18 protein-coding genes are annotated in these 20730 nt (G+C 70.9%); 7 read left to right on the top strand and 11 right to left on the bottom strand.

The annotated features are described in order from the left end of the window. Positions 1 to 78 precede the first annotated feature (78 nt). From EAD89_RS08335 to EAD89_RS30435, 4 genes are all read right to left on the bottom strand, one after another. Positions 79 to 891 carry an RNA polymerase sigma factor SigF gene (locus EAD89_RS08335; protein ID WP_121657095.1) on the bottom strand — a complete coding sequence of 271 codons (813 nt, stop codon included), beginning with the start codon at positions 889 to 891 and terminating at the stop codon, positions 79 to 81. Between the two features lie 173 nt (positions 892 to 1064). Next, positions 1065 to 1214: a hypothetical protein gene (locus tag EAD89_RS30440; protein WP_158610726.1), complete on the bottom strand. Its 150-nt coding sequence runs from the start codon at positions 1212 to 1214 to the stop codon at positions 1065 to 1067. 174 nt (positions 1215 to 1388) lie between these two features. Beyond that, on the bottom strand, positions 1389 to 2432 hold the full coding sequence (locus tag EAD89_RS08330; protein WP_199733445.1) for an acyl-CoA desaturase: 1044 nt from the start codon (positions 2430 to 2432) through the stop codon (positions 1389 to 1391). A gap of 35 nt (positions 2433 to 2467) precedes the next feature. Continuing rightward, positions 2468 to 2617, bottom strand: a complete 150-nt coding sequence (locus EAD89_RS30435; protein ID WP_158609853.1) for a hypothetical protein — start codon at positions 2615 to 2617, stop codon at positions 2468 to 2470. A 185-nt stretch (positions 2618 to 2802) separates the two neighbouring features. Here EAD89_RS30435 and EAD89_RS08325 point away from each other — a divergent pair, with 185 nt between their 5' ends. The 3 genes from EAD89_RS08325 (at position 2803) to EAD89_RS08315 (ending at position 4642) form a co-directional block, all read left to right on the top strand. Then, entirely contained in the window at positions 2803 to 3627 is an 825-nt protein-coding gene (locus EAD89_RS08325) for a Stf0 family sulfotransferase (RefSeq protein ID WP_121675320.1), read from the top strand. A gap of 100 nt (positions 3628 to 3727) precedes the next feature. Continuing rightward, positions 3728 to 4144, top strand: a complete 417-nt coding sequence (locus EAD89_RS08320) for a helix-turn-helix transcriptional regulator (RefSeq protein WP_121657091.1) — start codon at positions 3728 to 3730, stop codon at positions 4142 to 4144. Between the two features lie 195 nt (positions 4145 to 4339). After that, entirely contained in the window at positions 4340 to 4642 is a 303-nt protein-coding gene (locus EAD89_RS08315) for a GNAT family N-acetyltransferase (RefSeq protein WP_121657090.1), read from the top strand. A gap of 40 nt (positions 4643 to 4682) precedes the next feature. Here EAD89_RS08315 and EAD89_RS08310 read toward each other — a convergent pair whose 3' ends face one another. Next, entirely contained in the window at positions 4683 to 5150 is a 468-nt protein-coding gene (locus EAD89_RS08310; protein ID WP_121675319.1) for a MarR family transcriptional regulator, read from the bottom strand. 75 nt (positions 5151 to 5225) lie between these two features. Here EAD89_RS08310 and EAD89_RS08305 point away from each other — a divergent pair, with 75 nt between their 5' ends. Continuing rightward, on the top strand, positions 5226 to 5768 hold the full coding sequence (locus tag EAD89_RS08305) for a hypothetical protein (RefSeq protein ID WP_121675318.1): 543 nt from the start codon (positions 5226 to 5228) through the stop codon (positions 5766 to 5768). Positions 5769 to 5939: 171 nt separating this feature from the next. Next, positions 5940 to 7769 (top strand): long-chain fatty acid--CoA ligase, encoded by a 1830-nt coding sequence (locus EAD89_RS08300; protein WP_121675317.1) that lies wholly within the window; start codon positions 5940 to 5942, stop codon positions 7767 to 7769. A gap of 95 nt (positions 7770 to 7864) precedes the next feature. On the opposite strand, the gene EAD89_RS08295 is transcribed toward EAD89_RS08300, so the two are convergent. The 4 genes from EAD89_RS08295 to EAD89_RS08280 all read right to left on the bottom strand — a co-directional run bounded on the left by EAD89_RS08295 (position 7865) and on the right by EAD89_RS08280 (position 10963). Further along, positions 7865 to 9040: a zinc-dependent alcohol dehydrogenase gene (locus tag EAD89_RS08295; RefSeq protein ID WP_121657086.1), complete on the bottom strand. Its 1176-nt coding sequence runs from the start codon at positions 9038 to 9040 to the stop codon at positions 7865 to 7867. A gap of 8 nt (positions 9041 to 9048) precedes the next feature. Beyond that, positions 9049 to 9999 (bottom strand): SRPBCC family protein, encoded by a 951-nt coding sequence (locus EAD89_RS08290; RefSeq protein WP_233578338.1) that lies wholly within the window; start codon positions 9997 to 9999, stop codon positions 9049 to 9051. A 214-nt stretch (positions 10000 to 10213) separates the two neighbouring features. Beyond that, positions 10214 to 10651, bottom strand: a complete 438-nt coding sequence (locus tag EAD89_RS08285; RefSeq protein ID WP_199733444.1) for a nitroreductase/quinone reductase family protein — start codon at positions 10649 to 10651, stop codon at positions 10214 to 10216. 189 nt (positions 10652 to 10840) lie between these two features. Next, positions 10841 to 10963, bottom strand: coding sequence for a ribosomal protein bL36 (locus EAD89_RS08280; protein WP_074311439.1), 123 nt, complete (start codon positions 10961 to 10963; stop codon positions 10841 to 10843). 192 nt (positions 10964 to 11155) lie between these two features. Between EAD89_RS08280 and hflX the strand changes: the two genes are divergently transcribed. Further along, entirely contained in the window at positions 11156 to 12307 is a 1152-nt protein-coding gene (hflX, locus tag EAD89_RS08275; RefSeq protein ID WP_121675316.1) for a GTPase HflX, read from the top strand. A gap of 1 nt (position 12308) precedes the next feature. On the opposite strand, the gene EAD89_RS08270 is transcribed toward hflX, so the two are convergent. Then, positions 12309 to 13040, bottom strand: coding sequence for a class I SAM-dependent methyltransferase (locus EAD89_RS08270; RefSeq protein ID WP_121675315.1), 732 nt, complete (start codon positions 13038 to 13040; stop codon positions 12309 to 12311). 303 nt (positions 13041 to 13343) lie between these two features. On the opposite strand from EAD89_RS08270, the gene EAD89_RS08265 reads away from it, so the two are divergent. Beyond that, a complete protein-coding gene (locus EAD89_RS08265; RefSeq protein ID WP_121675314.1) occupies positions 13344 to 18803 on the top strand; it encodes a carboxyl transferase domain-containing protein in 5460 nt (1819 codons plus the stop codon). 70 nt (positions 18804 to 18873) lie between these two features. Here EAD89_RS08265 and EAD89_RS08260 read toward each other — a convergent pair whose 3' ends face one another. Beyond that, entirely contained in the window at positions 18874 to 20730 is a 1857-nt protein-coding gene (locus EAD89_RS08260) for an L-lactate permease (protein ID WP_121675313.1), read from the bottom strand.

Below are 20730 nucleotides of genomic sequence, written 5' to 3'. Positions count from 1 at the left end.
GTCTACCACAGGGGCGAGGTGGCCCTGGCCGCGGACGCGCGCGGCCGGGGTGACGCGGGCACCGGGGACGGGCGGCGGTCAGTAGGCGTCGACCAACTGCGTACGCAGCTTGGCGAGCGCGCGGGCCAGCAGACGGGACACGTGCATCTGCGAAACGCCGACCTGGTCGGCGATCTCGCTCTGCGTCTGGTTGCCGTAGAAGCGCAGAGTCAGGATCTTCTGCTCCCGCTCGTCGAGCGTGGCGAGCGCCGGGCCGAGAGCCACCCGCAGCTCGGCCAGGGCGAACTGGCTGTCCTCGCCGCCCAGCATCTCGCCCAGTTCGGTGCCGCGCTCACCGTCGCCGATCGGGGTGGACAACGACACCGCGTTGTACGCCCGCGCACCCTCCAGCCCTTCCAGCACCTGCTCCTCGGTGAGCCCGAGGTGGGCGGCGATGTCGGCGACCGTGGGCGAACGACCCAACGTCTGCAACAGGGTGCTGTTGGCGTCCGAGATCGCCAGCCGCATCTCCTGCAGCCGGCGCGGCACCCGGATGTCCCAGGTGCGGTCCCGGAAGTGCCGCTTCAGTTCCCCGACGATCGTGGGGATCGCGTAACCGGCGAAGTCGACACCACGGGAGGGGTCGAACTTGTCGACCGCCTTGATCAGCCCCAGTGCCGCGGTCTGCGTCAGGTCCCCGGTCGGCTCGCCGCGCCCGCTGTAGCGCCGGGCGAGGTGAGTGGCCAGCGGCAGCCACGCCTCGATCGCCCGATCCCGCAGCGCGGGGCGGGACGGGTCGTCGGCGGGCAACGCCGCCATGGCGAGAAGCAGCTTGGTGGCGGGTGAGTCGGAAGAGGCGTCGTGGTGGACGTGGGTACTCGTCGTCGCGGGCCGATCAGTGGTGGTGATCATGCTGGTTCCTCCGCATCACCGCGGTCGCACTCCAGCGTCTCCGGCGCCAACCGTCTGAGCAGAGACTAGACCAACGGGCAGCCGAAACCTAACCGAAAGGATGATGTGATGCTGCCCATCCGCCGCGCTTGCCACGCGCCATGACACACGTTCGGCGGCTGTGGATTTCCGGTTCAGCCCTGCTGGGTCGCTGGCGCGCTGACGTTCTTCTGCGTGGGGTTGTCGTATCGTCCGCCCAGTGGCGGGGTCGACTGACCCGCTTCGGCGCCGGCGGCGTCCGCCGAGATGTCGGCCTCCTGCCAGCGGCGCCGCAAGGTCAGCATGCCGGCTGCCCCGGTCAACGCCCCTGCCGCGAAAGCGAGCATCAGGGCCGGTCGCCTGGTCGCGCGTCTCCTGCTTGCCATGATCCCTCCCGGAAATCGTTCTGTCTGATTGGTGCTTGTTGTCAGGCTCTGCCATCGAGCTGGCCGCTTGAATCGGCCCTCTTGTATCGCCCCTCAGCGCACCGCGACGTCGGTTCGAGGTTCGGGGCTACCAACCTTCCGCAGGTGGCGCAGCCCTTCCGCCCAGGAGCGACCCAGACTGGTTTCGTGGTAGCCGATGGCGTGCTCCACACAGAACCGCTGGATCAATGGCCGGGCGCGACGCAGGTTGGGGCACGGCATGTTCGGGAACAGGTGATGCTCGATCTGGTAGTTCAGGCCGCCGAACACGGTGTCGAGGAACCTCCCGCCCCGGACGTTGCGGGAGGTGACGACCTGCCGCCGCAGGTAGTCGAGGTTGTCCTCGGCGCCAAGGATCGGCATGCCCTTGTGGTTCGGAGCGAAGGAACAGCCGAGGTAGAGGCCCAGCACGCCCTGGTTGACGAGGATGAACGCGACCGCCTGCGGGGGACTCAGGACCAGGAACGCGGCGGCGAGGTAGCCGCCCAGATGCAGAGCCAGCAGCCCCGCCTCGGCGGGCCGACGCGCCAGGCGGCGCGGGCCGAGGACAGCCCGCAGGCTGATGGCGTGCAGGTGCAGGCCCTCCAGCAGAAGCAGCGGAAAGAAGAGGTACGCCTGGTGACGGACGAACAGTGCGCCGAGGCCGCGCCGTCGCCGGACCTGGTCGGGAGTGAATGACAGGGGCGCCACGGTGATGTCGGGGTCCCTGCCTTCGGTGTTCGGGTGGGCGTGGTGCCGGTTGTGCTTGTCCACCCACCAGCCGTAGCTGATCCCCGTCAGCAGGTTGCCGTGCACGAGGCCGATCAGGTCGTTCGCCCGGCGCGAGCGACCGATCTGCCGGTGCCCGGCATCGTGACCGATGAACCCGGCCTGCGCGATCACCACCGCGAGGGCCACCGCCACCCCAAGCTGCCACCACGACTCACCGAGTCGTCCGAACAGCGCCCACAGCGCGGCGAAGGAACCGACGACGAGACCGATGCGCACGGCGTAGTAGCGTCGCCGCCGCTCCAGCAGACCCGCTGCGCGGACCTGCCGGGACAGGTCGGCGTAGTCGCTGCCCCGCTGGCCGTCGACGCCGAGACTGGTGTCGCTCACGATGGCAGCTCCCGCTGGTTCCCGTGCCGGATGTCTCAGCGGCGCCGGCTCGACCGGCCGGTCAGGCGGGCCATGAGCTGTTGAAGCCTCTGCTGCGTGCTGGGCTTGGCCGCCTGGCGGCGACCCCGCTGCATCAGGTCACGCGCCCGTGGGCTGTTGAGCAGGCCCTTGATCCGTTGACTCATCGATCCCGATGTCACGGCGCACTCCCCTCGGCCGGCCCCGTCGGCTGGCTCCCGTGCCTGTTCATTGTCAGTCTCGCCTTACCGGCTGCCGGTCGGACGGGATTGGGCAGATTGGCCGGAGCGGGGCCGGGACGCGGCCGTAATTCCCTTGCCCACCATCCCCCCGACGCGGTTGGTTCGTGCCTATGCCACCGAACGCCCGGGATCGGGTCGACTCCTATTTCATCTGCGGCACCCCGCGCACCGGCAGTTCGCTGCTCCTGGGGTTGCTGGAGTCCACGGGTGTCGCCGGCCACCCGCAGGCGTACTTTCGCGCTCCGGACGAGCCGCTGTGGGCCGAGCGATGGCAGATCCCCCGCACCGCTGACGGTGGCCTCGACTACGCGGCCTACGTGCGCGCGGCACGTGACGCCGGCCGCACCGACAACGGCGTGTTCGGCGCGAAGCTGATGTGGGGCACGCTCGACGAGCTGGTCGACAAGCTCGGCAGGGCCCACCCCGACCTCGCCGGCCAGGACGTCGCGTTGCTGGAACGGGCGTTCGGCCGTACCCGGTTCGTGTATCTGCGGCGTGACGACGTGCTGGCCCAGGCGGTGTCCTGGCTGCGGGCCGAGCAGACCCAGGTCTGGTACATCGGCGGCAACGGCGAGATCAGCGGCGGCGACCGCACCGGTCAGGAGCCGACCTTCGACACGGACGGGATCGACGCCCTGATCCAGACGATCGAGGAGCACAACGCCGGATGGCAGGCGTGGTTCTCCGCGGCCGGCGTGCGCCCGCACATCGTCCGCTACGAGGAGCTGGATGAGGACATGCTCTCCACCACGTACGGGATCCTGGATTTCCTCGGCCTGGACATGCCGGCCGATCGCAACATCACGCCCCGGCACCAGCGCCAAGCCGACGACCTCAACCGTGTGTGGATCCACCGGCACCGGGCTGAGTCGGGTGTCAGCGGCCAGCATGGTCAGGACGTCCAGAAGGCTGTCCGCCGGCGTCCACTACGGTGACCACCGGTGGTCAGACGGCGCCGGAGCGCAACGCCAGATGGCGACTGTCGGACATGGCGGTTAGCCTGAGCATCGACCACGGGGGAAGCGACGGCCAGACATGGGTGAGACGCCGGCAACCGCGCAGGCAGCGTTCGCGCGGTTCGTCCGCCAAGCGGTCGAGGCCGCCCGCGACGAGCGCGGTTGGTCGGTCGCCGAGGTGGCGACTCGCAGCGGCGTCAGCCGCTCCACCGTCTTTCGGTGGCTGTCAGGCGAGTGGCAGCACCACCCGGAGCTCCCCAAGGTGCGCGCGTTCTGCGCGGTCCTGGACGTACCGCTCGGCGCGGCGCTGCGCGCCCTCACCCCGCCGCCGGCGGACGTACCGCAGCCCTCCCCGCCCCTGACGGATCCGAGGGCGGAGGCACACATCGCCGCCATCCGCGACCGACTCGCCGACCCCCGCACCTCCGCCGCCGACAGGCAGCACATCCGCGCCACCCTGCAGCTGCTCGCGCTCGCTGAGTCCCGCGCCAGCTGACCGCTCACGACGTCGGATCGGGCCCGCTCGGTCCGCCGAACCCGATCGCGGCAAGGTCAACACGAGATCACCGATGTCGGGCATCCCACCCGTCCGGACACCGCGATGTCGCCGGCCTCGTGCCGATCACGGCGCTGCCAGCCGGCGTAATCATGCTCACGGGCCGGTCGGCTGACAGCGTGGTTGGATGGTCCGGTGCAGTTCACCGTGACAGACGCGCCGGCGCGGGAGCGATTCGAGGCGCGCGACGAGGCGGGCGTGGTCGCCGGAGTGGTCACCTACCAGCTGACCGGCGCCATCATCGTCTACACCCACACTGAGGTCGATCCGGAGTTCGAGGGCAAGGGCGTCGGCTCGACCCTGGCTCGCGCGGTCATGGACGACGCGCGTGCCAGGGGCCGGACCGTCGTGCCGCTCTGCCCGTTCCTCGCCGAGTGGCTGGTCAAGCACCCGCAGTACGAGGACATCGTGGCCCGATCGACTCGAAAGGTGAAGTAGCAGGCCGGCGGTGCTGCCGTCGGCCCCGCGGGACGCACGTTCAGCGGGGTCGGTCCGGCCCGTTGCTCCCCTCGCCGGTGAGCCGTGCGGTCTGGGATCGGAGCACCCGCACCGTGTTTTCGATGTAGTCGACCACCGTGGCCATCTGTCGTTCGTCGTACCGGCTCATGAAGGCGTTCATCTCCCGGCTCAGGTCGGCGAAGATGCCGGTGAGGTCGGGGGCCCGGGATGGATCCGCGACGACCAGCACCCGCCGCCGGTCGCTCGGGTCCGGCTCCCGGCGAACGTAGCCGGCCTGTTCGAGCCGATCGACGATCCCGGTGACGGCGCTGACGCCGACCCCGAGTTGAGGTGCCAGGGCACCGGTCGGCAGCGGGCCGGCGCGCATGATCAGCCCCAGGGCCTTGTGCTCGGCGGCGTTCAGGCCGAGTCGTCGCGCGATCGCCTCGTGAAACAGCACGACCGCCGTGCTCAACTCCCAGCCGTAATCTGTCACGCTCTCACCCATTGCTTCAGCCTGATGGATAGTTCACTATCAGAGATAGTTCATTTCTCTGGAGTATAGCGACCGGAGGGCAGCGTCATGCGGACGGGGCTCGCACTCAGCTGGGCGGCTTTGCGGTGGGCGACGCACTTCTACGCCCGACACTTCTGGATCGTGTTCGGCCTGTCGATGATCCCCACCGTGCAGCGGTTCATCGCGGTCCGCTACAGCGACGACCTGCCGGCCGCCGCCCAGATCGGCGGCGAAATCCTCACCGGGCTCGCCCGGTTGCTCCTGGTCTACGTCGTGCTCCGGCTGGCGTTCCGGGAACCCGGCCTGGCCAACCTGACCCTTGGTGAGCGCTGGCTACGGCTGACCGCAGGAATCAACGAGCGGGTACGCGACTTCTGGTTCCAGTTCCTCGTCCTGGCGGCTGCCTTCGTGGTGCTCGACATCCTGCCCACCGCCGCCATCGCTCTCTTGGTGCCGGACGAGTGGCAGAATCTGGTGAGTTCCGTGCTGGTGAGCGTGAAGAACCCGACGGTGATCGCGTACACGATCCTCTGGATGCTCGGGATCGGGCGCACCCTGATGGTGGGCGACCGCCGGACCGTCACCATCCACGAACCGTCCGCGACCTGAAGCGCCGCCGTGGTGGCTCCGCAGCGGTCACCGCCTGATTCATCGCACGGGACGGCGGCGCGAGCGGCGGTTTCTTCGTTCACCGTCGTCGTGACCGCCGGTGCGGTCATCATGACCGCGTAGCCGCTTCGGTGCCAGGCGGGCTCCGGTGATGGAGGGGGTGCGGCGAACGTGCGGGAGATGTCGGTTGCGCCGGTGGTCACGGGGGCCGCCTCGCCGGGCCTGGCGGACATGGTGTGGGACAACGCGCGTCAGGATCCCGAAGGGGTGCAGTTTCTGCGCCCGTCCCCGGTCTCCCCGGCCTGGCCGGCGGGGCCGTCGGCACGCGGGGACGTGCCCGTGACGTGCGCCCAGTTCCGCGGTGACGTGCTCGCTCTCGCCCGCGGCTTCATCGACGCCGGGATCGGGCACGGGGACCGGGTCGGGTTGATGAGTCGCACCCGCTACGAGTGGACGCTCGTCGACTATGCGCTGTGGTCGATCGGGGCCGTCACCGTCCCGATCTACGACACGTCCAGCCCGGAGCAGATGGAATGGATTCTCACGGACTCCGGCGCGGTGGGATGTGTGGTCGAAACCGACAAGCACGCCGCGATGCTCGCCGACCGACGCGCTGGTCTGCCCGCGCTGCGTCAGGTGTGGCGGATCGACGGCGGCGACCTGGTGGCGCTGGCCGGTCAGGGTCGGAGCGTCGACGACGCCCAGGTGGACGTGCGCCGCACGGCGGTCACGGGCAGCGACGTGGCGACGATCGTCTACACCAGTGGCACGACCGGCCGACCGAAGGGCTGTGTGCTGACGCACCGCAACATCTACTGCGACATCGGCAACGCCACCGCCGTACTGCCGGAGCTGTTGCATCCGGGGGCGTCGACGGTGCTGTTCCTGCCGTTGGCGCACGCGTTCGCCCGCCTGATCCAGGTCGGCATGGTGCTCACCCGCGCCACCCTGGTGCACAGTTCCAACATGTCCGGCGTACTCGGGCAACTACAGCAGCACCGCCCCACCTTCATCCTCGCCGTGCCGAGGGTGTTCGAGAAGATGCACACCCAGACACGGGAGAAGGCGGCCGACGCACACCAGGAATGGCTGTTCAGAATCGCGGACGCCGTCGCGGTGCGCTACAGCCGAGCCCTGGACACACCGCCGGGGCCGGGAGGACCGCTGCGGCTGGCGCGCAGGGTGTTCGACCTGATCGTCTATCGCAAGCTGCGGGCCACGCTGGGGGGACGCTGTCGCACCGCGATCGTCGGTGGCGCCCCGCTCGGGGAGCGGCTCGGTCATTTCTTCCGCGGCGCCGGCCTGACGGCGCTGGAAGGGTACGGGCTGACCGAGACGTCACCGGCGTTGACGCTGAACCTGCCGTCCGCGATGCGGATCGGTACGGTCGGCCGTCCGATACCCGGCGTGGAGATCCGCATCGCCGACGACGCGGAGGTCATCGCACGCGGGGAGATGGTGTTCGCCGGCTACTGGAACAACCCCGACGCCACCCGGGACACCTTCACCGCGGACGGGTGGCTGCGCACCGGGGACCAGGGCAGCCTCGACGACGACGGCTTCCTGCGCATCACCGGCCGCACCAAAGAGATCATCGTGACGGCGGGAGGAACGAACCTCGCCCCCGCCCCGGTCGAGGACCGCATCCGCGCCCATCCCCTCGTCAGTCAGTGCATCCTGATCGGCGACGACCAGCCATACGTCTCTGCGCTGATCACCATCGACCCGCAGGCCTGGGAGCGGTGGACAGCCAGCCACGGCCGTCCCCACGCGTCGGTGGCGGACCAACGGGACAGCCCCGACCTGCGCAAGGAGATCCAGGCCGCCATCGACGAGGCCAACGAGACGGTGTCCCGGGCCGAAAAGATCAAGACCTTCCGCATCCTCCCCCGGGATCTCACCGAGGCCGATGGCGAACTCACACCGACACTCAAGATCAAGCGTGAGGTGGTCCAGTCCCGTTTCGCCGCCGACGTCGACGCCCTCTACCGCGGCCACTGAAGCCCGGTACGGAAGCGGCGGGACGGGCCAGTCAGTGAGGGGCGGCGAGCCCGTCGGCCAGGCCCGCCGCGCTCCCTCGTGCTGGCGCCCCGGCGCTACGTCTTGAGGACCACCTTCAGGCACTCGTCCTGCTTGTTCTTGAAGATGTCGAAGCCGTGCGGGGCGTCCTCCAGCCCCATCGTGTGCGTGATGATGAAGGTCGGGTCGATCTCGCCCTTGCGGATCCGTTCCAGCAGCGGCCGCATGTAGCGTTGAACGTGCGCCTGCCCGGACCGCATGGTCAGCGACCGGTTCATGAACGAGCCCATCGGGAACTTGTCGATGAAGCCGCCGTAGGCGCCGATTACGGAGATCGTGCCGCCGTTGCGGCAGCTCAACACCGCCTCCCGCAGCGCGTGTGGCCGATCGGTCTCCGTCTTCGTCGCCTGCTTGGCCTTGTCGTACGCGTGCAGCGCCGCCGACGCGTGGTGTCCCTCCATGCCGACCGCGTCGATGCAGGCGTCCGGTCCGCGGCCGGCCGTCATCTCCCGCAGGGCGTCCAGGACGTCGGTCTGCTCGTAGTTGATCGTCTCCGCGCCGGTGTTCTCCCGTGCGATTCGTAGCCGGTAGGGGAACCGGTCGATGACGATGACCCGTTCCGCTCCCAGCAGGAGGGCGCTGGCCGCAGCGAACTGGCCGATCGGCCCGGCACCCCAGATCGCGATGGTGTCGCCGCGCTTGATGTCACACATCTCGGCGGCCATGTAGCCGGTGGGCAGCACGTCGGACAGGAACAGCACCTGCTCGTCCGCCAGGTCGTCCTCGATCTTGATGGTCCCGACGTCGGCGTAGGGCACCCGGGCGTACTCGGCCTGACCGCCCGCGTAGCCGCCGAGCAGGTGCGAGTAGCCGAAGATGCCGGCGGGCGAGTGGCCCATGACCTTCTCCGCGATCGCCGCGTTGGGGTTGGAGTTCTCGCAGATCGAGTAGAGGCCTTGCTCGCAGGAAGCACAGTTGCCGCAGGCGATCGGGAAGGCCACCACCACCCGGTCACCGAGGCTCAGGCCGTCCCGTACGCCCGGACCCAGCTCCACGACCTCACCCATGAACTCGTGACCGAGCACGTCGCCCTTCTTCATCGCCGGGATGTACCCGTGCAGAAGATGCAGGTCGGAGCCGCAGATAGCGGACGAGGTGATCCGCACGATGGCGTCGCGCGGGTTGAGGATCTGCGGGTCGGGGACGTTCTTGACGGCCAGGTTGTTCGGTGCCATCCAGCAGTTCGCTCGCATGGCTCCCCCTACCTGCCCGACCCGCGCGTCGCCAGCGGCTGCGCCGGGCGCTGCTTCAGCTGTTGGTGGACGGTGCTGCCGTCCGGGCTGCCGTCCGAGCGGGTGATCTCGCCGGTCTCGATCACCTGCTTGAACCTGCGCAGGTCGTCGCAGACCTGCTGCTGCGGGTTCTCGCCGAACAGCTTGGCGACCCGCGCGCCGAACATGCCTCCGGGTACCCGGTAGCCGAGCTCGACCCGTACCTCGGTGCCGCGTCCACCGGCCGCCGGGACGAAGCGCACCGAGCCGGAGTTGGGCACTCGTGCACCGTCGACAGAGCGCCACGTGATCAGCTCGCCCGGGCGGTCGTCGACGATCTCCGCGTCCCAGGTGACCTTCCGACCGGCCGGCGCCTTCGCCGTCCAGCGCGACCGTCGGTCGCCCGTGGTCTGCACCGACTGGAGGTGGGACATGAAGCGCGGCAGGTTCTCGAAGTCGTGCCAGAACCGGTAGGCCTCCGCGGTGCTGCGGTTGACGGTCACCGATCCGTACACCCGGTTGGCGTCCCGCCCCCGACGCCCACGGGTGGCCCGCACCGCGGTGTAGACGTCCACGGCGGTGATCCCGGCCAACGCCCAGGTCGTGTACGTGAGGCGCTGGCGCCGTTCGCCACGCCGCCCCTTCATCGCCTGGCCGGCAACGGCGAGGTCCAGCACGTCGCCGGCGACCCGGGTCCACGCGCCCCACCTCGCGCGCCGTGGGATCAGCAGCACGGCGGCATGGCCCAGCTCGCGGATCCCCGCCGCCGCCAGCACCTGGCGCGCGACGGGCGAGTCGTCGACTCCGGTCAGCCGGCTGACCTGCTCGCGGCGCGCGAGGGCGGTCACTCCCAGACCGAGGCTGAGCCAGCCCAGGAACCGGGCCAGCCCCTCCGAGCCGCGGTCCTGCCCGGCCCGCTCGATTCCCAGGCTGTCGGTCACCGACCGGACACCAATGGTGGTTCTTCCCATGATCACCCCTCGTGAGTTTGTCGGCGCCGTACCGGACGGCCGTCGCCCGACGTCGAGCCGTTGAGGGGTCGGCCCGCACACCTCCCAGCAGATCAGGCGGATGCGGCTCCCGCCGGCCGACCGGGAAGATGAGGTTGGGAAGCCCGAGGGCGGAACCGTCCTGGGCGGCACGCCCGGCGGAGGATCAGGCTGGATCCAGATCGATGCGTACCGTCAGCGGGCTCGCGTTCATCGCCTTCGACGTGCGCAGGCAGATCCGGCGCAGGAGACCACGCCCCGCGAGGATCCGCTGCCGCTCGCGGGGGTCGTCGTCCCGCAACACCCGCGCGGTTCCGGCCCGCCAGCGTGCGTGCGGCCCGCCGCCCACCTTGACCCGGACACGGGGATCGGCCTCGACGTTCCGTACCCAGTCGGCACGGCGCCCCCGCTGCGAGACCAGCCAGAAGACGTCACCGTCCAGGCCGTCACACACCGGGGTGTACCGCCGCTGTCCCGTACGCCGTCCGGTCGTCTCCAATAGGGCATCGCCAGGGATCGGGAGCTTCCAGTCCCACGCGCGCCGAACGATCGGATTGATCAGGCGCTGCTGGAGCGCGCCGGGCATCCCGGCCAGCCAGGACACGTCAGGGCCCGTCCGCTCGGACCGAGGAACAGCGGCGCGCACGACAATTGTCGAATCCCGTCATGGTCACCTCCCGTCGAGGTGCAGTGGCGACCCCGTTCCGGGACACCGCCGGCACCCCGTGCGGTGCAGGGTCGTCCAGCACCGCCGGCACCCCGTGCGGTGCTGGGCGATCCTGCCTGCCGGCTCTCAGCCCTGGCGCGCCTTCTGACGCCGATCGGACTTGTTGATCACGAAAGTCCGGCCGCGGCGGCGTACCACGATCGAGTTCATCTTGTTCTTCAACCCGCGCAGTGAGTTCCTGACCTTCATCGCAGTCACCCTCTCCTGGTCGTGTCCGGGCTCCGTCCGCGTACCCGACGGGTCGTTGCTCATTCGTCGCCACGCCGCTCGGCCGGGCCGGCGGTCGACAACGACCCGCCTCGGCGGCGGCCCGGCTCCCGGCCCGCATGTCCGGCAGCACCGCGGGTAGATCGAGCGCACCGAGACGAGGCGAGGTGGACGATGGCGGGATCCTGGTTGTTGGGCTCCGGTGCCGGCGCGCCGGGTGAACGCCCGACGGCGGTGCTGGTGGCGGTCCGTCAGGAGGACGGGGCGGGCGACAGCGGACCGGGCACGCAGACGTCCCTGAACGAGCTGCGCCGGTTGGCCGACACCGACGGCCTGACCGTCGCCGACGAGGTGGTGCAGAACCGCAGCCGACCCGATCCGGGCACCTATGTGGGCTCGGGAAAGGTCGATGAGTTGACCGCCCTGGCCGAGCGCACACACGCGGACGTCGTGATCGCCGACGGTGAGCTGAGCCCTGGGCAGGTACGCAACCTGGAGGAACGGGTCGGAGTTCGGGTCGTCGACCGCACCGCGCTGATCCTGGACATCTTCGCCGAGCACGCGCGTACCAGCGAGGGTCGGGTCCAGGTGGAGCTGGCGCAGATCGCGTACCAGTTGCCCCGACTACGCGGCGACGGCCGGGCCATGTCGCGCGTCGGTGGTGGGCGAATGGCCGGCGGCGCCGGCATGGGCGTACGTGGTCCCGGTGAGATGCGGTTGGAGACCCAGCGCCGGACGCTGCGTCAGCGGGCCACCCGGCTGCGCCGCAACGCCTCCGAGTTGGCTCGGAGGCGTGAGCGGAGCCGGGGTCGGCGGGCCCGCAACCGGGTGCCCTCGGTCTCCATCACCGGCTACACCAACGCCGGGAAGTCCGCCCTGCTCAACCGGCTCACGGGGGCGAATGCCGAGGTGCAGGACGTCCTGTTCGCCACCCTCGACCCGACCGTGCGCCGGATCGGCACCGGCGAGCTCACCTACACCGTCGTCGACACCGTCGGCTTTGTCCGTCACCTGCCCCACCAGCTCGTCGACGCGTTCCGCTCGACGTTGGAGGAGGTCACCCGCAGCGACCTGACGATGCACGTGGTCGACGCCTCGGCCCCGGACGCCCTGGACCAGATCACCACCGTCCACGGGGTGCTGCACGAGATCGGGGCGGGTTCGGTTCCCGAGCTACTGGTGCTCAACAAGATCGACGTGGCGCCGCCGGAGTCGGTGCTGGCGCTGCAGCGCGTCCACCCGGACGCGGTTGCGGTCTCGGCGGTGACCGGCGCCGGCATCGAGGACCTGCGCGCCACGCTGGCCGACCGACTGTCGCAGCGGTGATTCACGTCCGCCGGTAGACCGACACGTGATCCCGGCTGCCGTCGGTGAAGGGCCTGCCCGTCCAGTCCTCCCACCGGTGTTCCCGGGCCATCCCCGCCAGCTGGCCCATCAGGTCGAGTTCGGCGGGCCAGGCGTAGCGGTGGTTGGCGGGCAGCAGGTCGACCCCCGTTCCGGTGAGCCGGACCTTGGTGGTGGTCATCCGCTGCTCGGCCGGGTGCAGCAGCGCCGCCTCCAGCATGACCGCGTCCTGCGCTACCTGGACCGGCCGCAGCGCCGCGCCGGCCCGGAACGCGGCCAGGTCCGGCACCCAGGCCTCGACGACGAAGCGGCCACCGGGGCGCAGGTGCGCGGCGGCGTTGCGGAAGCACGCGACCTGCGTGGCCTGGTCCGGCAGCGCGAAGATCGTGTTGAACGCGAGCAGCACCAGAGCGAACTCGCCCGGCACCCGGGTCGCGGCGAAGTCGCCGATGGCCAATTCGATCCGTTCCCCACCCGGCTTCTCCCTTAGTCGGGCGGCCATCACCGGGGACCCTTCCACGCCCGCGACGGTCAGCCCGCGTTCCTGCAGTGGCAGGGCCAGCCGGCCGGTGCCCACCCCGAACTCGCAGACCGGGCCACCGTCCGCGAGCTGCACGAGCCGCTCGACCGCCGACGTCGGGTCCAGGTGCGCGAAGGCTTCGTCGTAGACGTCGGCCGGTACGCGCCGGCCGTACTCGCTCGCGTCGAACGGCAAACCGTGCCTCCCGAGTGTGGTGGCGAGCCAGGTGGCGGGCGAGCGCCCGTGTCCCGGCCGATCAAGCTACCTACTCTTGGTAGCTGCCCGCTCACGGTACGACGCGAAAGGCGCCCGTGCCGGGGCTCACTGCCCCGATGCCGCCTGGCAGCCAAAAACTTTTGGTGGTTTCCTACAACAGAGGGGCGGGCGGTTCGGTGATTGCGTCATGGCGCTGCCCGCCATCAGACGGAAGGGTGATCACTGCCGGGAGCTGTCGTCTCGCGGCGCGCAGGTCACAGGTCTACCAAAGGGGTCAGTCGGGTGTTCAACCGTGTCGCCATCGTCAACCGTGGTGAGGCCGCCATGCGCCTCATCCACGCGGTCCGAGAGCTGGCCGCGGAGACCGGCGTCCGGATCGAGACGGTCGCCCTCTACACCGACGTCGACCGCACCGCCACCTTCGTGCGCGAGGCGGACATCGCCTACGACCTCGGTCCGGCGTCCACCCGCCCGTACCTCAATCTCGCCGTGCTGGAGCGCGCCCTGACCGAGACCGGGGCCGACGCGGCGTGGGTCGGTTGGGGTTTCGTCGCCGAGGACCCGGCGTTCGCGGAGCTGTGCGAGAAGATCGGCGTCACGTTCGTCGGGCCGAACGCGGAAGCCATGCGCCAGCTCGGTGACAAGATCGGCTCGAAGCTGATCGCCGAGGAGGTCGGCGTACCGGTCGCGCCCTGGAGCCGCGGCGCCGTCGAGACTCTGACCGCCGCCCGGGCCGCGGCGGCCGAGATCGGCTACCCGTTGATGCTGAAGGCGACCGCGGGCGGCGGCGGGCGCGGTATCCGCGTGATCACCAGCGAGGCCGAGCTCGACGACGCGTACGAGCGCACCAGCCAGGAGGCGGCGCGGGCATTCGGCAGCGGCATCGTGTTCCTGGAGCGCCTGGTCACCGGTGCCCGGCACGTGGAGGTCCAGGTGATCGCCGACGGCCAGGGCACCGCCTGGGCGCTCGGAGTCCGCGACTGCTCGGTGCAGCGGCGCAACCAGAAGGTCATCGAGGAGTCGGCGTCGCCGGTGCTCAGCCCGGCGCAGACGGCCGAGCTGAAGGCGTCGGCCGAGCGGCTGGCCCTGGCGGTCGGTTACCGCGGCGCGGCGACCGTCGAGTTCCTCTACCACCCCGGCGATCACCTGTTCGCGTTCCTGGAGGTCAACACCCGGCTACAGGTCGAGCACCCGATCACCGAGCTGACCACCGGGTTCGACCTGGTCAAGGCGCAGCTGCACGTCGCCTCAGGCGGCCGGCTGGACGGCACGCCGCCGGTGGAGCGCGGACATGCCATCGAGGCCCGGCTCAACGCCGAGGACCCGGACCGCGACTTCGCGCCGTCGCCGGGCCGCATCGCGCGGCTCGACCTGCCCAGCGGCCCGGGCATCCGGGTGGACACCGGCGTCAGCGAGGGTGACACCATCCCGGCCGACTTCGACTCGATGATCGCGAAGATCATCGCGTACGGCCGTGACCGTGCCGAGGCCCTCGGCAAGCTGCGCCGGGCGATGGCGAACACCACCGTGATCATCGAGGGCGGCGCGACGAACAAGAGCTTCGTGCTCGACCTGCTCGACCAGCCCGAGGTGATCGACGCCAGCGCGGACACCGGCTGGATCGACCGTGTCCGTGGCGAGGGCCGGCTCGTCGCGCACCGGCACTCCGGGGTCGCGTTGGCGGCCGCCGCCATCGAGGCGTACGAGGAGGAGGAGCGCGTCGAGCGGCAGCGGCTGCTGTCGACGGCTTCCGGTGGGCGCCCCCAGGTGCAGCACAAGAGCGGCCGGCCGCTGGACCTCAAGCTGCGCGGGGTCACCTACCGCATGCGCGTGGCGCGGGTCGGCGCGCACCGGTTCCGCGTCGGCATCGAAGTGGGCGCCGAGGTGCGCACCGCCGACGTCGAGCTGGACCGCTTCGACCGGCACACCGGCCAGATCGTCGTCAACGGCGCCCGGTTCCGCCTGCTCACCGGCACGCACGGCCCTACGCATCTGGTCGAGGTGGACGGCGTGACCCACCGGGTCAGCCGGGACGAGGGCGGCGTCCTGCGCTCCCCCATGCCGGCGCTGGTCGTCGCCACCCCGCTGGAGGTGGGCGCCGAGGTCGAGGCGGGCGCGCCCGTGCTGGTGCTGGAGGCCATGAAGATGGAGACGGTGCTGCGGGCGCCGTTCAAGGCGCGGCTGAAGGAGTGCGCGGTCTCCGTGGGCAGCCAGGTGGAGGCCGGCGCGCCGCTGCTGCGGCTGGAGCCGCTCGCCGACAACGCCGCCGAGACCGCGGACGACCCGGCCGCCGTCGCCGTCGAGCTGGACCTGCCCGCCACCGCCGAGACCGTTCCGGCGTACCTGCGCAGCGGGCGCGGCCAGGAGGACCTGCGCGGTCTGCTGCTCGGTTTCGACGTCGACCCGCACGACGACCGTCGCGTGCTCGACGACTACCTCACCGCCCGGCGCGAGGCCACCGAGGCGGGCCACCGGCCGCTGGCCGAGGAGCTCGACCTCATCGACGTGTTCGCCGACCTCACCGAGCTGAGCCGCAACCGGCCGACGGGTGAGGACGGCGGCGCACACGCGCGTAGCGCCCGCGAGTACTTCCACACCTACCTGCAGAGCCTCGACGTCGAGCGGGCCGGGCTGCCGGACTCCTTCCAGGCCAAGCTCGCGAAGGCGCTCGGGCACTACGGAGTCACCGACCTGGAACGCTCCCCCGAGCTCGAATCCGCCGTGTTCCGGATCTTCCTGGCCCAGCAGCGCGCGGCCGCCGACGCCACGGTCGTCGCGACGCTGCTGCGCGCCTGGCTGCGGGAGACCCCGCCGGACGAGACACTGCGCGAGCCCGCCGGTCTCGCGCTGGAGCGGCTGGTGGCGGCGACCCAGGTTCGCTTCCCCTCGGTCGCCGACCTCGCCCGTGGTGTGGTGTTCGCCTGGTTCGCCCAGCCCCTGCTGCGCCGCAACCGCGCCCGCGTCTACGCCGAGGTCCGTGGGCACCTGCGTCACCTGGACGCGCAGCCGGACGCGGCGGACCGCGCCGAGCGCATCGCGGAGATGGTACGCAGCACCGAGCCACTGGTACGGCTGCTCGGCCAGCGGCTCGTCCGTGACCACCTCGACAACGCGGTCATGCTGGAGGTGCTGACCCGGCGGTACTACGGCAACAAGGCGCTCACCAGCGTGCGTACCAGCGAGGTCGCGGGCTGCGCGTTCGTGGTCGCCGAGCGCGCGGACTCGAGCGTCGTCTCCGCCGCGGTCAGCTTCGACGCGCTCGGCGGCGCGCTGCGCGGGCTCGCCGAGCTGGCGAGCGGCGAGGACGCCGTCGACGCCGACATCTACCTCGGCTGGGAGAACCAGCCGGAGGACTTCGACGCGATGGCGGTGGCGCTGCTGGAGGTCATCAGCGCGCACCCGCTGCCGTCCGGGGTGCGCCGACTCACCACCACCGTGGCGGGCCGTGGCGGAGCGGTGATGCACCACCACTTCACCTTCCGGCCGTCCGGGGAGGGGATGACCGAGGACCGGCTGATTCGGGGCCTGCACCCGTACATCGCGCAGCGGATGCAGCTGGAGCGGCTGCACAAGTTCGACCTGACCCGGCTGCCGTCGTCGGACGAGGAGGTCTACCTCTTCCAGGCCGTGGCGCGGGAGAACCGGTCGGACGAGCGCCTCGTCGCGTTCGCGCAGGTGCGTGACCTCACCGAGCTGCGCGAGCACGACGGCCGGCTGGTCGCGCTGCCGACGACCGAGGACGCGGTCGCCGCGTGCCTCGACTCGATCCGCCGCGCCCAGTCCCGGCGACCGTCGAAGACGCGCTTCAACACCAACCGGATCGTCATCTACGTGTGGCCGCCGAGCGAGCTGACCCGCGAGGAGATGGAGATGATCGCCGGGCGCGTGCGCCCAACGACCGCGGGCGCCGGGCTGGAGGAGATCCTGTTCATCGCGCGGCAGCGCGACCGGCGGACCGGCGAGCTGACCAAGATCGCCGTGCGGATCTCGTTCGACGCCGCGGGCGGCGCCGAGCTGGCCATCGGCGCGCCGCCGGTGGAGCCGGTCGAACCGCTCGACGAGTACCGGTTGAAGGTGCTGCGCGCGAGCAGCCGCAACACGGTGTACCCGTACGAGTTGACCGGCCGGCTCGGTGACTTCGTCGAGCACGACCTCGACGACCACCACGCGCTGGTGCCGGTGGACCGGCCGAAGGGGCGCAACGGCGCCGCGATCGTCGCCGGGGTGGTCACCACGCCGACGGTGCGGCATCCGCAGGGCGTCACCCGGGTCGTGCTGCTCGGCGATCCGACGAAGTCGTTGGGCGCCCTGTCGGAGCCGGAGTGCCGGCGCGTGATCGCCGCGCTGGACCTGGCGGAGCGGATGGGTGTGCCGCTGGAGTGGTGGGCGCTGTCCGCCGGGGCCCGAATCTCCATGACCTCCGGCACGGAGAACATGGACTGGGTGGCCGCGGCGCTCAAGCGGATCGTCGAGTTCACCCAGGCCGGAGGTGAGATCAACATTGTCGTCGCGGGCATCAACGTCGGCGCGCAGCCGTACTGGAACGCCGAGGCGACGATGCTCATGCACACCAAGGGCGTCCTGGTGATGACGCCGGAGTCGGCGATGGTGCTCACCGGCAAGCAGTCGCTCGACTTCTCCGGTGGTGTGTCCGCCGAGGACAACTTCGGTATCGGCGGCTACGACCGGGTGATGGGGCCGAACGGGCAGGCGCAGTACTGGGCGCCGAACCTGACCGCCGCGCGGGACGTGTTGATGTCGCACTACGACCACACGTACGTCGCGCCCGGCGAGGACGCGCCCCGGCGGGCGACCACCACCGACCCGGTGGACCGCGACATTTCCGCCTTCCCGCACGATGTGGCGGGCAGCGCGTTCAGCACCGTCGGGGAGATCTTCTCCGCCGAGTCCAACCCGGACCGCAAGAAGCCGTTCGACATCCGCACGGTGATGCGGGCGCTCTCCGACCAGGACCACCCGGTGCTGGAACGCTGGGCGGGCATGGCCGACGCGGAGACCGCGGTGGTGCAGGATGTGCACCTCGGTGGCATCCCGGTGTGCCTGCTCGGCATCGAGTCGCGATCGGTGCCGCGGCGCGGCTTCCCGCCCACCGACGGCCCGGACACGTACACCGCGGGCACGCTGTTCCCGCGGTCGTCGAAGAAGGCCGCGCGGGCGATCAACGCGGCCAGCGGCAACCGGCCGCTGGTGGTGCTGGCGAACCTGTCGGGCTTCGACGGCTCACCCGAGTCGATGCGCAAGCTCCAACTGGAGTACGGGGCCGAGATCGGCCGGGCGATCGTGAACTTCCGGGGGCCCATCGTCTTCTGCGTGATCTCGCGGTACCACGGCGGTGCGTTCGTGGTGTTCTCGAAGGCGCTGAACCCGAACATGACGGTGCTCGCGCTGGAAGGCTCGTTCGCCTCGGTGCTCGGTGGCGCTCCCGCCGCCGCCGTGGTGTTCGCCGGTGACGTCAACGCCCGCACGGCCGCCGACCCCCGCGTACGGGACCTGGAGGCCCGGGTCGCGGCCGCGGCCGGCACCGAACGCGCCGCGCTGACCGCCGAGCTCGACGAGCTGCGCTCCTCGGTACGCGCGGAGAAGCTCGGCGAGGTGGCCACCGAGTTCGACCGGGTGCACAACATCCAGCGGGCCGTCGAGGTCGGCTCGGTGGACGCGGTGGTCCGTGCCGCCGAACTGCGTCCGCGCATCATCGACGCGATCGAGTCCCGTCTGCGCTAGCCGGCCGGTGGGCCGTCCCCGGGCGGGGACGGCCCACCGTCGGGCGGGGACGGCCCACCGTCGGGCGGGATCAGGGCACCATCCAGCCGAGGACCGGCGAGCCCTGGAGCGCGACCAGCACGCACATGAACAGCAGCAGGAGCAGGCTCCAGCCGAAGACCTTGCGGAAGATCTCCCCCTCCCGGCCGGCCATGCCGACCGCGGCGGCGGCGATGGCCAGGTTCTGCGGGCTGATCATCTTGCCCAGCACCCCGCCGGAGGAGTTGGCGGCGGCCAGCAGCACCGGGTCCAGCCCGGCGCGGGCCGCCGTCTCCACCTGCAACGCCCCGAACAACGCGTTGGCCGAGGTGTCCGAGCCGGTCACCGCCACGCCGATCCAGCCGAGGATCGCCGAGAGGAAGACGAACGCCCCACCGGCGGCGGCCAGGAACGCGCCGAGGGTGTTGGTCTGCCCGGACTGGTTCATCACGTACGCCAGGGCGAGCACCGCCATGACCGTGACGATGGCGTAGCGCAGCTCGACGTAGGTGCGCCCGTAGGCCCGCAGCGCCCGGCCGGCGGAGACCCGCAGCACCAACGCGGTGAGCACCCCGGCGAGGATCATCAGCGTGCCGGCGGCGGGCAGCCAGTTGAGGGTGAACGTGGCCGACGACAGCGGGTTGCCGTTGCCACCGAGGATGTCCAGGCCCGGCCAGGCGAACTTCACCGTCCAGGGCTCCTTCGCCAGGGCGTCCTTCACCGGACCGAGGTTGGCGATGGAGAAGATCGCGATGATGATCAGGTACGGCGCGTAGGCGCGGAGCACCTCCGCCGGGGTGTCGGGGAGCCGGGGGGCGGGCGACCGCTGCGGGCCGGTGTCGGCCGGGTCCCGGTGCTCGCCGGGACTGTCGTGGGAGACCAGCGGGTCGCCCGGTGGGGTCTCGCCGCCCGGGCCGTCGAGCGAGGGTGCGGCGGCGGTGGTCGTACCGGAGCGGCGGCCGGCGGTGGCGCGGACGGCGCCGGGGTCGGCAAGCTCGGCCTCGGCGGGCTCGCGGGCGGCGGGCACCTTCGCCGTCTCCGGCTCGCGGCCCAGGTCGGCGGGGGTGACCGGGCGCCAGACGCGGATCAGCAGCACGACGGCGGCGGCCGACACCAGCGCGGCGACGATGTCGGTCAGCGGCACGGAGATGTAGTTCGCGGCGACGAACTGCGCCAGGCCGAAGGTCACGCCGGCGACCAGCGCGGCGGGCCAGGTCTGCCGGATACCGCGCCGTCCGTCCACCAGGGCCACCAGCAGCAGCGGTACGATCACCGCGAGGATCGGCGTCTGCCGGCCGATCATCGCGCCGAGCGTGTCCACGGTGAGCCGGGAGTCGTCGTTGACGCCGCTGGTGACGGTGGCCAGGGTGACGACCGGGGTGGCGAGCGCGCCGAACGCGACCGGCGCGGTGTTGGCCAGCAGCGCCACCGAGGCGGCGTGGATCGGGCGGAAGCCGAGCGCCATCAGCATCACCACGGTGATGGCGACCGGGGTGCCGAAGCCGGCCAGCGCCTCGAGCAGCGCGCCGAAGCAGAACGCGATGATGATCGCCTGGATCCGCATGTCGGGGCTGACCCGTTCGAACGAGCGGCGCAGCACGTCGAAGTGGCCGCTCTCCACGGTGAGGTTGTAGACCCAGATGGCGTTGAGGACGATCCACAGGATCGGGAAGAAGCCGAAGGCGGCGCCCTCGGTGGCCGACAGCACGGCCTGCCCGACGGGCATGGCGTAGACGGCGACCGCCACCACCAGCGCGACCGCGAGCGAGATCAGCCCGGCCAGCCAGGCCTTCACCTTCAGCACGCCGAGCAGGACGAAGAGGGCGAGCAGGGGTAGGACGGCGAAGATGGCCGAGAGTGCGACGGAGTCACTGACGGGATCGGTGACGACTGTGAACTGGTCGAACAT

Origin of the sequence: Micromonospora sp. BL4 (assembly GCF_003667505.1) — a bacterium.
GTDB lineage: Bacteria > Actinomycetota > Actinomycetes > Mycobacteriales > Micromonosporaceae > Micromonospora.
The sequence above is the reverse complement of the archived record's forward strand: the minus strand, read 5'-3'. Positions and strand labels throughout refer to the sequence as shown.

What these genes read in the sequence shown, in the direction of transcription:
- EAD89_RS08325 (WP_121675320.1), top strand. Translation starts at nt 2,803, where the DNA reads ATGCCACCGAACGCCCGGGATCGGGTCGACTCCTATTTCATCTGCGGC.
- EAD89_RS08295 (WP_121657086.1), bottom strand. Translation starts at nt 9,040, where the DNA reads ATGCGAGCGAACTGCTGGATGGCACCGAACAACCTGGCCGTCAAGAAC.
- EAD89_RS08320 (WP_121657091.1), top strand. Translation starts at nt 3,728, where the DNA reads ATGGGTGAGACGCCGGCAACCGCGCAGGCAGCGTTCGCGCGGTTCGTC.
- hflX (WP_121675316.1), top strand. Translation starts at nt 11,156, where the DNA reads ATGGCGGGATCCTGGTTGTTGGGCTCCGGTGCCGGCGCGCCGGGTGAA.
- EAD89_RS08310 (WP_121675319.1), bottom strand. Translation starts at nt 5,150, where the DNA reads ATGGGTGAGAGCGTGACAGATTACGGCTGGGAGTTGAGCACGGCGGTC.
- EAD89_RS08335 (WP_121657095.1), bottom strand. Translation starts at nt 891, where the DNA reads ATGATCACCACCACTGATCGGCCCGCGACGACGAGTACCCACGTCCAC.
- EAD89_RS30435 (WP_158609853.1), bottom strand. Translation starts at nt 2,617, where the DNA reads ATGAGTCAACGGATCAAGGGCCTGCTCAACAGCCCACGGGCGCGTGAC.
- EAD89_RS08280 (WP_074311439.1), bottom strand. Translation starts at nt 10,963, where the DNA reads ATGAAGGTCAGGAACTCACTGCGCGGGTTGAAGAACAAGATGAACTCG.
- EAD89_RS08260 (WP_121675313.1), bottom strand. Translation starts at nt 20,730, where the DNA reads ATGTTCGACCAGTTCACAGTCGTCACCGATCCCGTCAGTGACTCCGTC.
- EAD89_RS30440 (WP_158610726.1), bottom strand. Translation starts at nt 1,214, where the DNA reads ATGCTGACCTTGCGGCGCCGCTGGCAGGAGGCCGACATCTCGGCGGAC.
- EAD89_RS08305 (WP_121675318.1), top strand. Translation starts at nt 5,226, where the DNA reads ATGCGGACGGGGCTCGCACTCAGCTGGGCGGCTTTGCGGTGGGCGACG.